We start from the raw sequence: 15479 nt of genomic DNA, 5'->3' as shown, positions 1-15479 counted from the left end.
TGATTGTTACTGCTGAACTTGAGTAAAATGAATCAATGATTCATTTACTGTCCCATTTATTCACCCCCCAGGAATCCAATAACTACAAAGCTAAAACCCTTCACGCTTCTTCGCTCAGTGTTTTGCTGGTCTTAGTAATTTTTACCCAGGTTTGTTTTAGTTTCTTAGGGGCAAGGATGCCCGGTGTTTTAGGGATTAATTCTTCGATTACTGCCGACGAAATTGTCAATCTGACTAATAAAACCCGGGAGGAAAATGGCCTGCCGGTCTTAACGATTAGCCCGCTTTTATCCGAAGCTGCCCAGGAAAAAGGAGCGGACATGATTGCCAAAAATTATTGGGCGCATGCGTCGCCGGACGGAACCACTCCTTGGGATTTTTTTAAAAATGTTCATTATCAATATCTTTATGCCGGCGAGAATTTAGCCAGGGATTTTCAGGATTCTCCGTCGGTTATTACCGCTTGGATGAACTCGCCGACACACCGGGATAATCTTCTCTCCGGCCGTTACCGGGAAATCGGTATTGCCGTCATCCAGGATACTTTTCAGGGTCAGCCGACTACTTTAATCGTTCAATTATTCGGTACGCAGGTCAGTTCGGCACTGCCGGTTAAAACCGGAGAAATCAATGCCAACGCCGAAGCCGTTCTGGCAGAGATCAAAACGAGTCCCTTAATCAGCTCTTTTCACTTAACTAAAGCGATTTCTATCAGCTTAACGATTATTCTTATAGCCGTAATTTTAATCGATTCGGCGATTGTGACCAAAAAGAAAATTATCCGGCTTTCCGGTTCCAGCTTGGCTCACTTGATATTTTTAGGTATACTATTAATCTTGCTGGTGGGAATCCAGCCAGGCTTAATCCTTTAATATGCCATATTTAAATTTGTTGACTTGGCTGATAATTTTAGGGTTAATCTATTTAAAAGTGCCTCAATATCGCCTGCCTGTTTCTGTTGTTATGGGAATCAGTTATTTTCTCTGGGGAATGTTTATTCATAAACGGGATAAAACTTTATTTTTACCGGTAGTCTTGGAATATTTAGCCATTAGTTTATTGGGTGCGATTGTATTAATTTTTATTAGTTTGCGGGCCTAAAGGAGTTTTTTATGAAAGGTGTTATTTTAGCCGGCGGCAAGGGAACAAGATTGTACCCCTTAACTTATCCTACCAACAAGCATTTACTGCCTATTTATGACCAGCCGATGATTTATTACCCCATCCAGACTTTAGTTAACGCCGGGATTAAGAATATTTTAATCGTTACGGGGGATATCCATGCCGGACAATTTATGCAGGTTTTGAAAAACGGTAAAGAATTTGGCATTACTCATTTGGAATACGCCTATCAGGAAGGCGGGTCTAAAGGGATTGCCGATGCGCTTCAATATGCTGAAGATTTTGCTGACGGCGACGCGATCACCGTAATTTTAGGTGATAATACCACTGATGAGGATATTTCTCCGGCCGTTAAAAATTTTAAATCCGGCGCCACCATTTTTTTGAAAAAAGTTCCTGATCCGGAGCGTTTTGGCAACCCGGTTTTTGCCAAAACCGATCCGCAAAAAATTATTGATATTGTTGAAAAACCAACCAGTCCCAGCTCGCCCTATGCCGTCACTGGTTTGTATATTTACGATCATGAAGTTTTTAAAATGATCAAAAAATTAAGACCATCTGGCCGGGGAGAGCTGGAAGTTACTGATATTAATAATGCTTATTTAAAGCAGGGCCAGCTTCATTGGCAGGAACTAACCGGTTTTTGGTCTGATTCCGGCACTTTTTACTCGCTTTTTCGCTCCAACCGTTATTGGGCAAAGAAAAAGTTGGGCGATAAATATACGGCCGTTATCAAAGGCAAAGACATTGGTTGACAATCTTCATCTTTGGGTTTAGTTTGGTATTATGGTTGAAGCTCCGTTGGCTGACCGATTACGCCCTAAAAATTTGAAAGAGTTTGTCGGTCAAAAGCATTTAGTCGGCTTGAATAAGCCTCTTTTGTTAACCATTCAAAAGAAAACTTTACATTCAATGATTTTCTGGGGTCCGCCCGGGTGCGGCAAGACTACTTTGGCGCGTCTGATTGCCAAAGAAATGGAGGCAAATTTTGTCGGGTTATCCGCTGCTTCCTGCGGTAAGGCCGATATTAAAAAAGTGGTGGTTGAGGCTAAGGCGACCTTATTCCGGCAGCAGACAATTTTATTTTTAGATGAAATTCACCGTTTTAACAAACTCCAGCAGGATTATTTACTGCCGTTTGTGGAAGACGGCACCCTGACTCTAATCGGCGCCACGACTGAAAATCCCAGCTTTACGGTTATCAGTCCGCTTTTATCCCGCTGTCAGGTATTTGTTTTAGAGTCAGTCGCCAAAACGGATTTAAAAAAAGTTTTAAAACGCGGGTTAAAAGAGCTAAAAATTAAGAATCTTGCCCGGGAGGCCGAAGAATTTATTTTGGAGTTTGCCAACGGCGACTGCCGCCAACTCTTGAATCTTTTGGAAGCCACCCATACACTCTATCACCGGATTACTGTTGCCAATATTAAAAACGCTCTGCAGAGTAAGTTTTTGCGTTACGACCGGGCCGGTGAAGAACATTTCAACACCATTTCCGCTTTTATTAAATCTATGCGGGCCAGTGATGTTGACGCCGCTTTGTATTATCTTGCCCGGATGGTCGATAGCGGCGAAGACCCGTTGTTTATTGCCCGTCGAATGGTTGTCTTTGCCAGCGAAGACATCGGTATGGCCCAACCAACGGCCCTAGTGGTGGCTAATGATGTTTTCCGCGCCTGCGAGACTATTGGCCTGCCTGAATGTCAGGAAAACCTGGCCCATGGGGTAGTGTACCTGAGTTTGGCCAAAAAAAACCGTTCCGCCTATGATGCCTACATGAAAGCTCTGGATGATGTAAAAAAATACGGTAATCTGGCAATTCCTTTAGAAATCCGTAACCCGGTTACTAAACTGATGAAAGATATTGGCTACGGCGCCGGCTACGAAAAATATCCCAAAATCAGCTTTCTCCCCGATAAATTAAAAAACAAAAAATATTATCCCCGTTGAGGTATAATAATCTTCATGTTTACCAGTCCGACGTACGGCAAACGGACAAGTCCGGAGTTAATCGAAGATATTGCCCGGTTTGTTGAAGCCGACCCTCAGGCCAATTACCATTTAATTATTGGTTCTGACTCTCATGTTCATGGGAGTAATGGCCAGAGTAGTCTTAAATTGGTAACGGCGATTGTGGTTCATCGGGTCGGTTGGGGCGGCAAGTATTTTTGGCAGAGCCAGCGCTTAAATAGTCCTCATTCAATAAGAGATAAAATCTATTCCGAAACTCTTGCTTCTTTAGAAATCGCCAAAAGTTATTTGCCTAAAATTAACCGTCGCCTCAATGGTAATAGTCATTACTCTTTGGAAATTCATATTGATGTTGGTCAGATAGGTGACACTCGTGATATGATTAAAGAAGTCGTCGGAATGGTTACCGGTAACGGTTACACTGCCGTTACTAAGCCTGATTCCTACGGCGCGTCAAAAATAGCTGATAAGCATACTTAGAGTACAAAAATTACTCATATGAAAATTATATGAAACTATTAGTTACCGGTGGCGCAGGCTTTATCGGGTCGAATTTTATTCATTATTGGTTAACGAATCATCCTGACGATCAAATTATTAACTTGGACAAACTGACTTATGCCGGAAATCTGGCCAATCTTAAGGATATCCAAAATAATCCTCATTACAGTTTTGTTAAAGCGGATATTTGTGATCAAAAAGCCGTTGATCTAGCTATGTCCGGCGTAGACATTATTGTTCATTTTGCTGCTGAGTCGCACGTAGACCGCTCCATTACCGGTCCGGCCGTATTTGTGATGACCAATGTGGTTGGCACCCAAGTCTTGCTGGATGCGGCCTTAAAACATCAAATTAAGCGCTTTCACCACATTTCTACTGATGAAGTTTTTGGCTCTTTGGAATTAAATTCCAAAGGAAAATTTTCTGAGAAAACCAACTTTCAACCCAATAGTCCTTATTCTGCCTCCAAGGCCGGCTCCGACCATTTGGTTCGCGCCTACTTTAAAACCTATAGCCTAGCGGTAACGATCACTAATACTTCCAATAATTTTGGTCCTTACCAATTTCCGGAAAAACTGATTCCCTTAACGATTACCAATTTACTTGAAGGGAAAACCATCCCGGTTTACGGCGATGGTTTAAACGTCCGCGACTGGCTGTATGTTGATGATCATTGCCGGGCAATCGATCTGGTTTTACAAAAAGGTAAGGTCGGGGAAACTTACTGTATCGGTGGCCTGACTGAAGATATTTCTAATCTGGAAATCGTTAAAAAAATTATCAAAATCATGGGGAAATCGGAAAAGCAAATCGAGTTCGTTAAAGACCGGCCCGGCCATGACCGGCGTTATGCCCTTGATTGGACGAAGGCTAAAACAGAACTCGGTTTTAAACCGGAGCATGATTTTGACACTTATCTGGAAAAAACCATAGAGTGGTATGTCAATCACCGTCAGTGGTGGGAGCCGCTAAAACATACATGGTAAGTAAACCAACCATTATCGGAACCGGTTTATCCGGGATGATCGGTTCTAGGCTGACTGAGCTTTTAAGCGAGTCTAATTTTACTAATTTAGACTTAGCCACCGGTACGGATATTACTGATCCGGTTCAGGTGACCAAAGCTTTGGATTGTCCGCCGACAACCGTGCTTCATTTAGCCGCTTTTACCGATGTTTCCAAAGCCTATGAGGAAAAAGACAATAAAGACGGTTTAGTCTACAAAGTCAATGTTTTGGGGACAAAAAACATTGCCGAGGCTTGTGCCCAATATAACCATTACCTGATTCATATTTCCACTGACTTTGTTTTCGACGGCAAAACTCCGCCGACTTCTGGCTACACCGAAATCGATAAACCTCACCCGCTTGAATGGTATGGTCAAACCAAACTTTGGGCAGAGGAAGCAGTCATCAATTCCGGCTGTCAGTCGGTAATTGCCCGATTAGCTTTTCCTTTCCGGGCCAAGTTTGAGCCAAAAGCGGATTTAGTCCGTAAAATTTTGGAGCAGTTAAAAAATGGCCAGCTTCACCCCATGTTTACTGATCAAATTATCACTCCGACCTTTATTGATGATATTTGCCAGGTTTTGCCAGTCTTTATCAAAGAAAAACCAGAGGGAATTTATCATGTCGTCGGCAGCACTTCCTTAACTCCCTACGATTTAGCTTTAAAAATTGCCACAGTTTTTAATCTTCAGACTGAGATTAAACCCGGCAGTTTTAAAGATTGTTTGAAAACCGACCCCCGTCCCCGCCAGCAGTATTTACGTCTTTCTAACGCCAAACTCAAAGCCGATTTCGGCATAGAAATGAAAACGATCGACGAAGCCCTCCTTACTTTAAAAGATCAGGTCGCCGTTGTTTAGTCCGTTTTTCCGCTTCTTTTTTCCGCCATTTTTTAATTTCGGCGTGGTTACCGGAGAGAAGAATTTTGGGCACGGTCATCTTTTTATAAATTTCCGGCCGGGTATATTGGGGATACTCGAGTAAATTTTGAGAAAAAGATTCATCTTTTGTTGATTCATCATTGCCGACCACGCCGGGGATCAAACGGACAACAGCGTCAATTAACGCCATTGCTGGTATCTCTCCGCCGGTTAAAACATAATCACCGATGGAAATTTCTTCGTTCGCCAGCCGGCGAATGCGTTCATCAAAACCCTCGTAATGGCCGCAGATTAAAATTAACTGTTTTTGTTTAGCCAGTTTTTGTGCGAGCCTCTGATTAAACTTTTTCCCCTGGGGCGTTAATAAAATAGTTCTGAAATCTGAATTCTGAAATCTGAATTCTGAGATGGCGCGCTCGACAACATCGACGCGCATGACCATTCCCGGTCCGCCGCCAAATGGTTTGTCGTCAACTGATTTATGCTTGTCTGTTGCCCAATCTCTCAGGTTATGGACATTAATTTTCACTAGTTTCTTTTTTTGCGCCCGGCCAATAATACTGGTCGTTAACCATGTTGGAAATATTTCCGGGAAAATTGTTAAAATCTCAACTTGCATAAACATGTTAAAATAAATGCTTAGTTGTAAGTTTAGCAAATTATGCGCGTAAAACGAAGCTACATCTTCTTAATTATCTTAGCGGCGGTTTTATGGAGTGTGGACGGTTTGCTCCGGCGCCAGCTTTATCAGCTGCCGGCCGTTTGGGTAGTGTTTTTGGAACATATTTTTAGGTTTAGCCTGCTATTACCCTTTGCCTCGCGTTTTCTTAAAGAGTATCGCCGGATGAAATTAAGAGACTGGTTAATCATGATTGCCATCGGTCTCATCAGTGGTGCTCTTGCCACCACTCTCTATACTGCCGCGTTGGCCAAAGTCCAATTTATTTCTTATTCCGTCGTCGGTTTATTGCAGCAGACTCAGCCGATTTTTACGATTTTACTGGCAGTCTTAATCTTGAAAGAAAGATTGACTCGGCGCTATTTAATTTTAGGCTCTTTAGCCATTATTGCCGCTTACTTCCTGGCCTTTCCTCATTGCCGGCCGCAGTTTTTACATAGTCAACAGGAATTAATTGCGGTTTTACTCGCCGCTGGTGCCTCTTTTTTCTGGGGATTAGGCACGATCTTAAGTAAGCTTATCTTAACCCGTTTAAGTTATATGGCGACAGTGATTTTGCGCTTCGCTATTGTTATTCCGATTGCCTTAATTATGGCTTTAGTCACCGGCCAAACTTACCCATTGGCGGCGATGACCTCATCACAATGGCTCAATCTTTTATTGATTGCTTTTTTTTCCGGCGCCGTTTCTTTCGTGGTTTATTACAAGGGGTTACAGTATACCGAAGCCAAAATGGCCACTTTGGCCGAATTGGCTTGGCCGCTCTCGGCAGCAATTATAGGTTATGCTTATTTAGGTGATCGTTTAACTGCGGTTCAATTATTCGCCGGGGCATTTTTGTTAATTGATATTCTAGTTTTATCGTTAATAAAAACATCCCGATGAGGCGATTAATCAAACCAATTCAGGTATCCGGAACCGTTATTTCTGGTGAAAAAATCGGCCGGAAAATCGGTTTTCCCACCGCCAATTTAAATCTTAAACAATCACCAAAAATAATCCCAGGTGTTTATGTTGCCGTCTGTCGCCTGGCAAAAAAATCATTTTTGGGGCTAGCCTATTATGGCCCCCGGTATATTTTTGGTCATAAACAAAATAGTTTTGAAGTCTACCTTTTTAATTTTAGGCAGCAAATTTACGAAAAGATGATCCAAGTTAAATTATTAAAATTTCTGCGACCGCCAAAACCAGTTAAAAAGTTGATAGAGTTAAAAAAATTATTGGAAGCGGATGTAGTCAATCTTAATGATCAGGTAATCTTAGTCAACCGTAAGGATCAAATACTGGGAATTGAAGACAAAATCAGGGCGCATTTAGGCCACGCTAAACTCCATCGGGCAATTTCCGTGCAGTTGTTTAATCAAAAGGGGAAACTTTTAATTCAGCAGCGGGCCAAGACAAAATCACTTTTTGCCGGCGAGTGGGCCAACACGGTTTGTACGGACGTTCGGCCTTATGAAACTTACTTGCAGGCGGCCCAAAGGCGCTTAAAAGAAGAATTTGGATTAACCACTCAATTAAAACCAATTTTTAAATTCACTTATTCGGCCAGAGGGGGAAAGGCCGGATCGGAACGGGAAATGGATCAGGTTTTTCTGGGTTTAGTCCGAGGTCGCCCCAGGCCCAATCCGCTAGAAATTGCCGACTGGCAATTTATCAGCCTAACAGCTGCTAAAACTAAGCGCGCAGATTTTACTCCCTGGTTTCAGTTAATCCTGAAAAAACTTAAGCCATCTGATATAGTAGTTTCATGAAAGTCTGTGTTTTAGGCACTGGTTATGTTGGTTTGGTTACCGCCGCTGTTTTTAGCCATCTTGGCCATCAAGTTGTCGGGTTGGATATTGATGAGCAAAAAGTCGCCAAATTAAAAAAAGGGGAAATTACTATTTATGAGTCGGGTCTGGAAACCTTATTTGCTCAAGGATTAGACAGTGGTCGCTTAACTTTTACCACTGACTACCGGGAGGCGATTAAAGATCAGGCAGTGATTTTTATTTGTGTCGGCACCCCGCCCAAAAAAGACGGCAGTTATGATTCCCGGTTTGTTTTTAGCGCCGCCGAATCAGTTGCCCAGAATTTAACCAATTACGCCGTGATTGTTATCAAAAGTACCGTTCCGCCTTCGACTACCCAAATCGTGGAAAAAATTATTAAAACAAATACTAAGAAATCTTTTGATGTGGCTTCTGTCCCGGAATTTTTACGCGAAGGCTCAGCTGTCAATGATGCCCTTTCTCCCGCACGCATTATTTTTGGCGTTAATTCTGATAAGGCGGAAAAAATACTCCGACAGGTTCATCAGAAAATTAAAGCCCCGGTATTAGTTATGACTCCTGCTTCTGCCCAGCTGGTTAAATACGCTTCCAATGCTATGTTAGCCACCCGGATTTCTTTTATTAATAGTATGGCAATTTTGTGTGATAAGGTCGGTGCCGACATTAATGATGTTGCTTCCGGTTTAGGTTTAGACCCGCGCATCGGCCAAAGTTTTCTGGCTGCCGGTTTAGGTTATGGCGGCAGTTGTTTTCCTAAAGACACCTGGGCGTTAATTTCCTTTGCTAGGTCTTTAGGTTACGACTTTAATTTCTTAAAACAGGTTGATGCCGTCAACAACGACCAGATTGATTATTTTATTGGGAAAATCAAAACCGCTTACCCTGATGGTTTAAAAGGGAAAATTTTAACCGTTTTAGGCCTAGCTTTTAAGCCCAATACCGATGATCTTCGTGAAGCCCGATCAACGGTTTTGATTAACCGCTTAAAAAAATTAGGCGTCATTATTCATCGCTATGACCCGGTGATTAAAACTGAATTTTCCGATCCCTATCAGGCTCTTATTGGCGCCGATGGCTTGATTTTGGTAACGGAATGGCAAGCTTTTAAGGAATTAAACTTTAAAAAATTAAAGAGGTTAATGAATCAACCCTTTGTTTTTGACGGTCGCAATTTTTATGATCCTAAAAAAATAACCTCATTCGGTTTTCAATATATTGGGATAGGTCGAAGATGAAACCAATTGCTTTTATTACCGGCATTACCGGCCAGGACGGCTCATATTTAGCCGAATTTCTGTTACAAAAAAATTATCAGGTAGTCGGTATGGTCAGTCCGAAAAACGACATCGGAAAGCAGAACATTAAGTCAATCGAGTCAAGTTTAACCCTGGAAACAGGGGATTTGTTGGATTATGAATCGTTGTACCGGATTATTACCCGGTTTAAGCCCCAGGAAATATATAATCTGGGCGGCATTACTTTTCTTCCCGCTTCTTGGGACAAGGCTACTTTAACTTTGGATGTTAATGCTTTGGGGGTCACCAGGCTTTTAGAAATCATCCGCGATTTTTCTCCTCAAACCAGATTTTACCAGGCAACTTCCGCTAAAATTTTTGGCGTGCCGGCAGAAGTCCCGCAAACAGAAGCAACCCCTTTAAGGCCGGTTGATCCTTATAGTGTTTCTAAGGCTTGCTCTCATTACTTAGTCAAAAATTTTCGGGAACACTTTAAACTTTTTACTGTTTCAGGCATTCTTTATAATCATGAATCAGAACGCCGCGGCCCGGAATTTGTCACCCGCAAAATTACCCTGGCGGCCGCTAAAATTAAACTTAATTTAGAAAAAAATTTAACCCTGGGCAACCTGGATGCCCGGCAGGATTGGGGTTATGCCCCTGATTATGTTGAGGCGATGTGGTTAATGCTGCAGCAAGACAAAGCTGATGATTATATTATCGCCTCCGGAGAAAGTCATTCCGTCAGGGATGTTGCCGAAATTGCTTTTGGCTATTTAGGCCTTGATTTTAATAAGTTTATCGTCATTGATAAGAAAATTATCCGTCATGCGGAAGCCAGGGAGTTATTGGGCGATTCTTCCAAAGCCCGGAAAATTTTAGGCTGGCGCCCCCGGGTTGGTTTTAAAGACATGATTATTAAAATGGTGGAAAATGATTTAAAATTATTAAAAGAAGGGAAATATGAAAACTAAAACCGCTCTAATTACCGGTATCACCGGTCAGGATGGTTCTTATTTGGCCGAATTTTTATTGACAAAAAATTACCGCGTTTTTGGTTTAACGCGGCGGACCAGTACTTCCAATTACGACCGCATTCAGGGCATTGTTGATAAAATTACTTTACTTTCCGGCGATTTACTGGATGAACATTCTTTAACCAACGCCATTAAAGAATCTCAACCTGACGAAATTTATAATTTGGCTTCTCAGTCTTTTGTCCCCACTTCCTGGAGCCAGCCGGTTTTGACCGGTGAATTTACCGCCCTGGGTGTCACCCGGATGCTGGAAGCGGTTCGTAATTCCAAGCCTGACGCCCGGTTTTATCAGGCTTCTTCTTCGGAAATGTTCGGCAAAGTTTTAGAAACACCGCAAAAAGAAACCACCCCTTTTTATCCCCGCAGTCCTTACGGCGTGGCTAAGGTTTATGGTCATTGGATTACCGTTAATTATCGGGAATCTTACCATCTTTATGCTGTGTCTGGTATTCTCTTTAACCACGAATCTCCCCGCCGCGGTTTGGAATTTGTCACCCGAAAAATTTCTCACGCCGTTGCCCGGATTAAATTAGGCAAGCAGGATAAATTGGTTTTAGGCAATCTTGAGTCTAAACGTGACTGGGGTTATGCCCCAGATTATGTCGAAGCCATGTGGCTGATGCTCCAGCAGGATAACCCGCAGGATTTTGTTGTCGGCACCGGAAAAACTTGGTCGGTTAAAGATTGTGTTAAGGCTGCCTTTGAAGTTGTCGGTCTTAATTGGGAAAAATACGTTATTAAAGACAAAGCCTTAATTCGTCCGGCCGAAGTGGATGTTTTATGCGCCGATGCGGCTAAAGCTCAGCGGATTTTAGGTTGGCAGCCTAAAACCGAGTTTGGTGCCATGATGAAAATCATGGTCGAGTCAGATATTAAAATAGAGAGCAGGCAATGAAAGTTATTATTTGCATCCCCACCTATAACGAAAAAGATAATATTGCTTCAACCATTGATGGCTTAGAGGAAAGTTTTAAAAAAATTCCTCCCCGGCACCAACTGCAGATTTTAGTCATTGATGACCATTCACCTGACGGAACCGCCGCAATTGTTAGTGAGAAGAAAGCCCAATACGGCAATGTTGTCTTATTGCCGAATAAAGAAAAAAAAGGCCTGGGTGCGGCTTACATTAAAGCCTTTAAATATGCCATGGAAAAATTATCTGCCGACGTTGTTTTTGAATATGATGCTGACGGCTCGCATCAACCGCAGTACATTCCCGGAATGATTAAAGTTCTGGATGAAGGGGCGGATGTGGTTATTGGTTCCCGCTATGTTCAAGGCGGCAGCATGCCGGCTGATTGGGGGTTGCACCGCAAGTTTTTATCCTATTTTGGTAATTTTATCGCCCGTTTTGTCTTGTTTACCCCGCAATATAAGGATATGACTACCGGTTATCGGGGAACGAAAACCAAATGGTTGAAACAGCTTGATTTAGATAATTTGTTTTCTAAGCAATTTGCCTACAAAATTCAGCTTTACTATGAACTGCATCGTTTAGGCGCCAAGATTGTCGAGTATCCGATCACCTTTATTGATCGTTCCCAGGGTAAAAGCAAATTTCCCCGCAATAATATTATTGATTCTTTAAAAGTCGTTTTTAAACTGCGTCTGCGGGACAGTCAGAAATTAATCAAAGTCATGGTTGTCGGCGGTATCGGCACGCTTGTTCAGCTCCTGTTTTTTAATCTGTTGCGTTTAAAAATCAGTCTTAGTTTGTCACAAAATTTGGCGATAGAAATGGCGGTAATTTCCAACTTTATTTTAAATAATATCTGGACATTTAAAGAAGATAAATTTAATCTTAAAGAAATTAAAAAATTACTGGTAGGTTTTATTAAATTTAATATCTTATCTCTGGGCTCAATTATTATTCAAAATCTGGTTTTGCTTTTGGGGATTAAATTACTTGGCCGGTCTTTTCTGGCTGAAAACGGTTTGGTCTTAACCGGAATTTTATTGGGTTTAATCTGGAATTATTTAATGTATACGCGGGTAGTGTGGAAAAAATAAAAATTTTTCTCTACCAACATCGTTTTATTTTATTGCTTACTTTAATCGGGGCCTTCCTGCGGTTTTACCGGCTTGAAGCCACTTTACAGTTTTTAGGTGACCAGGGCCGGGATGCTTTAGTCTGGAAAAAAATGCTCTTTGATCATGATTTGCCGTTTATCGGCCCGATTACTTCAGTCGGAGGGTTTTTCCTTGGGCCGCTTTATTACTACTTAATGGCCCCGTTTTATTGGATTTTTGGGAATAGTCCGATTGGTCCGGCTTATGCGACTGCCTTAATCGGCGTTTTAACCATCCCGGCGCTTTTTTTCTTTACCAAGCAACTTTTTTCCGTTGCTGTAGCTAAACTTGCCGCTTTTTTATATACCTTTGGAGCAATTCCAGTCACGGAAACCCGAAGCGCCTGGAATCCTAACCCGATGCCTTTGGCGGCCTTAGGCATCGTTTATGGCTTTTACCAAGCCCAAAAAACCAAACAAATTAAATGGCTGTACTTATCCGCTTTAAGTTTAGGGATTGCCCTTCAACTTCATTACATGATTGTTTTTCTCTCCCCGTTTATTTTATGGCAGTTATTCCTCGCCTTTAAACAGCCCCGATTACGCCGGGCTTTACTTGCCTGGTTTTGCCTGATTATTTTATTAATGTTGCCCTTGATCTTATTTGAAATTAAAAATCACTTTTTAAACACTCTGGGTTTATATAAATTTTTAACCCAACACCGCTACGGGTCAATAAATTTATCGCAAAATATTTATAATTTACGAGGCCGGAGCGAAGAAGCAATCGGTATGCTTTTAGGTTTCGGCCGCCAGACGAATTTTTTCCGAACCTGGTTGTCACGGCTATTTTTGCTGGGAATTTTCATCACTTGGTTTAAAAAACCCACTAAAGAATTTAAATTGGTCAGCCTTTGGCTTTTACTATCAATTGCCGCCGTGGCTTTTTATAAAGAGAATATTCCGCCTTATTATTTAGCCTTTCTTTTCCCGGCCGTCTTTATTTTAGGCGGTTGGCTATTAAATAAGCTTGCCAAGCGGCTACTGATCTTCCGCTGGCTGCTGGTAATTTTATTTATTATCTTGAACGCCCCGGTTTTGTATCAAACCTTAACGTCCACTGGCAATTTTAAATCTGCCGAAACCACCGGCAGGTTTATTATTAAAGATGTAGGGGTCCATAATTATCAAAACTATAACTTAACCCTTTTAGACGATACGCATGATTATAAAGCCATGGCTTTTCGTTATTTTGTCGAAAGGTTTGGCGGTCAACCGTTAGGAATTGCCGATTATCCTCAAGCCCAGGTTCTTTATGTAATTTCTCCTTACAGGCAGACTGATGTTTTAAACGAACCAATTTGGGAAATTACCTCACTTTTGCCGGCGATTGTTTCTGCTCAATGGCAGTTTCCTGCTTCGGAAAATATCTATAAAATAGAAAGACTATGAAACTTTCTGTAGTGATTCCCAGCTATAACGAAAGCCGCAACTTTAATCGGGGATGTTTGGAGCAAGTTAGAGATTATCTCAAAACCAATCACTTGAATTGGGAAGTAATTATTGTTGATGACGGGTCGACTGACGGTTCTGATAAAAAAATTAAAATTTTTGCCGGAAAAAACAATTGGTATTTTATTGAGAACCCGCATCAGGGAAAAGCCGCCAGTGTGATGACCGGGGTGTTGGCGGCAACCAATCCTTATATTTTATTTACTGACTTTGATCAGGCAACGCCGCTTAGTGAAGTCGAGAAACTATTGCCTTTTTTATCCAAGGGTTATCAAATTGTTGTCGGTTCTCGGGAAATTAAAGGGGCCCGGCGTCAGCAAGAACCTTTTTATCGGCACATCATGGGAAAAGTTTTCAATTTTGTGGTTCAGTTAGTGGCCGTCAAGGGGATTCATGATACTCAATGTGGTTTTAAAATTTTTTCGACCCATGTGGCCAGAGAATTATTCCAGGCTTTAAAAGTTTACCGGCCTAAACCGGAAAAATATGCTTTCACCGGTGCTTTTGATGTCGAACTTTTATATTTGGCCGGGAAAAGTGGTATTAAAATTGCCGAAGTCCCGATTGTTTGGACACACGCCGCCACTACCAGAGTCAGTCCTTTCCGTGATTCGATCAGAATGTTTTGGCATGTCTTAAAAATTAGATTATATGATTAAATTTTTGTTTGTTTGGATATTGCTTTGCTTGTTTTCTTTCAGCCAGCAGGATTTAAATTTAACGCTTTATAATTTTTCTTGGTGGAACCCGATTAGGATTTGGATACAACATTTAGGATTTTATCAACGGCCTTTAAACACGGTAATTTTTTTAGTTTTAAGCCTATTGTTAATTATTATTTATCTTAATTATATTCGTAAAAAACATTCCACTCCGGAGTGGAATGTTTTAATATTTTTAACTCTTTCTGGCGTTTTAGCCTATCCGCTTTTTTCCTATGATGTTTTCAATTATCTTTTTAATGCCAAAATGGTGATTATTTATCATGTTAACCCTCATATTAAAACTGCGATTGAATTTGCCTTTGATCCGCTGCTTCGCTTCATGCACAACGTTCAGACGCCGGCGCCTTATGCCTATGGCTGGACGGGGATTTCCCTCTTGCCGGGTCTAGTTTGGTTTAGCCACAATTTTACTTTGACTTTTTGGACAATGAAATTATTTGTTGCTTTGTTTTGGCTCGGGCAGTTATGGATTTTAAAGAAATTAGTCAATCGGCTTTTTCCTCATGAGCCATGGCGTTGGAGTTTATTTGCTTTCTGCCCCTTAGTCTTAATCGAAACTTTAATCGTCGGACATAATGACGTCGTGATGATGTTTTCGGCCTTGTTAAGCTACTGGTTTTTCTTAAACTCAAACAAGTTTAAATCAATTATATTGTTAATTTTTTCCGCTTCGATAAAATACGTCACGATTTTACTGCTGCCGTTTTATTACCTACAGGTTCTCTCCTTGAAGGCAAAACGGATTGATTTACCAACACTTTTTTCTGTAATCTTGCTCGGGGTGATGCTGACGCGGCCGGGTCAGCTTCATTCCTGGTATTTGATTTGGGCTTTTTCTTTTGCAGTTCTCGCTAAATCCAAATGGGTAATCAGTATTTTTACGGCTTTGACCATCGGTGCGCTCCTGCGCTACGCTCCTTATCTTTATTTCGGCCACTGGGATCCGCCGGTATATTTACTCAGAAACCTGATTTGGCTTGGCTCAATCTTTTTTACCCCATTCATCAAGCGGAAAATGGTAAAATAAG

Annotated in this window: 17 protein-coding genes; 16 read left to right on the top strand and 1 reads right to left on the bottom strand. The window is 41.5% G+C overall.

From position 1 onward, the window contains the following. The first annotated feature begins 35 nt into the window (after positions 1–35). The 7 genes from NTZ93_02910 to NTZ93_02880 are packed head-to-tail and all read left to right on the top strand — an operon-like array spanning position 36 to position 5458. The gene (locus NTZ93_02910; protein ID MCX6816789.1) at positions 36–872 is read left to right on the top strand and encodes a CAP domain-containing protein; all 837 of its coding nucleotides are present in this window, start codon (positions 36–38) and stop codon (positions 870–872) included. Position 873: 1 nt separating this feature from the next. After that, entirely contained in the window at positions 874–1101 is a 228-nt protein-coding gene (locus tag NTZ93_02905) for a hypothetical protein (GenBank protein MCX6816788.1), read from the top strand. Positions 1102–1112: 11 nt separating this feature from the next. Next, positions 1113–1877: a sugar phosphate nucleotidyltransferase gene (locus NTZ93_02900; GenBank protein ID MCX6816787.1), complete on the top strand. Its 765-nt coding sequence runs from the start codon at positions 1113–1115 to the stop codon at positions 1875–1877. 31 nt (positions 1878–1908) lie between these two features. Continuing rightward, a complete protein-coding gene (locus NTZ93_02895) occupies positions 1909–3069 on the top strand; it encodes a replication-associated recombination protein A (protein MCX6816786.1) in 1161 nt (386 codons plus the stop codon). Between the two features lie 15 nt (positions 3070–3084). Continuing rightward, the gene (locus tag NTZ93_02890; GenBank protein MCX6816785.1) at positions 3085–3570 is read left to right on the top strand and encodes a ribonuclease H-like YkuK family protein; all 486 of its coding nucleotides are present in this window, start codon (positions 3085–3087) and stop codon (positions 3568–3570) included. A gap of 29 nt (positions 3571–3599) precedes the next feature. Then, positions 3600–4577, top strand: coding sequence for a dTDP-glucose 4,6-dehydratase (gene rfbB / locus NTZ93_02885; protein MCX6816784.1), 978 nt, complete (start codon positions 3600–3602; stop codon positions 4575–4577). Continuing rightward, positions 4571–5458 carry an NAD(P)-dependent oxidoreductase gene (locus tag NTZ93_02880; protein ID MCX6816783.1) on the top strand — a complete coding sequence of 296 codons (888 nt, stop codon included), beginning with the start codon at positions 4571–4573 and terminating at the stop codon, positions 5456–5458. Before rfbB ends, NTZ93_02880 begins: the two co-directional genes overlap by 7 nt. On the opposite strand, the gene trmD is transcribed toward NTZ93_02880, so the two are convergent. Beyond that, on the bottom strand, positions 5427–6098 hold the full coding sequence (gene trmD, locus NTZ93_02875) for a tRNA (guanosine(37)-N1)-methyltransferase TrmD (protein MCX6816782.1): 672 nt from the start codon (positions 6096–6098) through the stop codon (positions 5427–5429). The two genes, NTZ93_02880 and trmD, sit on opposite strands and share 32 nt — an antisense overlap. Before the next feature lie 42 nt (positions 6099–6140). On the opposite strand from trmD, the gene NTZ93_02870 reads away from it, so the two are divergent. The 9 genes from NTZ93_02870 to NTZ93_02830 are packed head-to-tail and all read left to right on the top strand — an operon-like array spanning position 6141 to position 15478. Continuing rightward, positions 6141–7043 (top strand): DMT family transporter, encoded by a 903-nt coding sequence (locus NTZ93_02870; GenBank protein MCX6816781.1) that lies wholly within the window; start codon positions 6141–6143, stop codon positions 7041–7043. Continuing rightward, positions 7040–7912, top strand: a complete 873-nt coding sequence (idi, locus tag NTZ93_02865; protein MCX6816780.1) for an isopentenyl-diphosphate delta-isomerase — start codon at positions 7040–7042, stop codon at positions 7910–7912. Before NTZ93_02870 ends, idi begins: the two co-directional genes overlap by 4 nt. Next, on the top strand, positions 7909–9168 hold the full coding sequence (locus tag NTZ93_02860) for a UDP-glucose/GDP-mannose dehydrogenase family protein (GenBank protein ID MCX6816779.1): 1260 nt from the start codon (positions 7909–7911) through the stop codon (positions 9166–9168). The genes idi and NTZ93_02860 overlap by 4 nt, the downstream gene beginning before the upstream one ends. Continuing rightward, positions 9165–10142 carry a GDP-mannose 4,6-dehydratase gene (locus NTZ93_02855; GenBank protein ID MCX6816778.1) on the top strand — a complete coding sequence of 326 codons (978 nt, stop codon included), beginning with the start codon at positions 9165–9167 and terminating at the stop codon, positions 10140–10142. Before NTZ93_02860 ends, NTZ93_02855 begins: the two co-directional genes overlap by 4 nt. Further along, the gene (gmd, locus tag NTZ93_02850) at positions 10132–11100 is read left to right on the top strand and encodes a GDP-mannose 4,6-dehydratase (GenBank protein ID MCX6816777.1); all 969 of its coding nucleotides are present in this window, start codon (positions 10132–10134) and stop codon (positions 11098–11100) included. Before NTZ93_02855 ends, gmd begins: the two co-directional genes overlap by 11 nt. Continuing rightward, entirely contained in the window at positions 11097–12215 is a 1119-nt protein-coding gene (locus tag NTZ93_02845) for a glycosyltransferase family 2 protein (GenBank protein ID MCX6816776.1), read from the top strand. The genes gmd and NTZ93_02845 overlap by 4 nt, the downstream gene beginning before the upstream one ends. Continuing rightward, entirely contained in the window at positions 12203–13666 is a 1464-nt protein-coding gene (locus tag NTZ93_02840) for a glycosyltransferase family 39 protein (GenBank protein ID MCX6816775.1), read from the top strand. Before NTZ93_02845 ends, NTZ93_02840 begins: the two co-directional genes overlap by 13 nt. After that, complete coding sequence (locus NTZ93_02835; GenBank protein ID MCX6816774.1) at positions 13663–14385, top strand: glycosyltransferase family 2 protein; 723 nt, start codon at positions 13663–13665, stop codon at positions 14383–14385. Before NTZ93_02840 ends, NTZ93_02835 begins: the two co-directional genes overlap by 4 nt. After that, a complete protein-coding gene (locus tag NTZ93_02830) occupies positions 14378–15478 on the top strand; it encodes a hypothetical protein (GenBank protein ID MCX6816773.1) in 1101 nt (366 codons plus the stop codon). Before NTZ93_02835 ends, NTZ93_02830 begins: the two co-directional genes overlap by 8 nt. Position 15479 lies beyond the last annotated feature (1 nt).

The sequence above is a fragment of the Candidatus Beckwithbacteria bacterium genome, assembly GCA_026397255.1.
Classification (GTDB): domain Bacteria; phylum Patescibacteriota; class Microgenomatia; order UBA1400; family CG1-02-47-37; genus JAPLVF01.
This window is presented reverse-complemented; position numbering and strand designations above follow the sequence as displayed.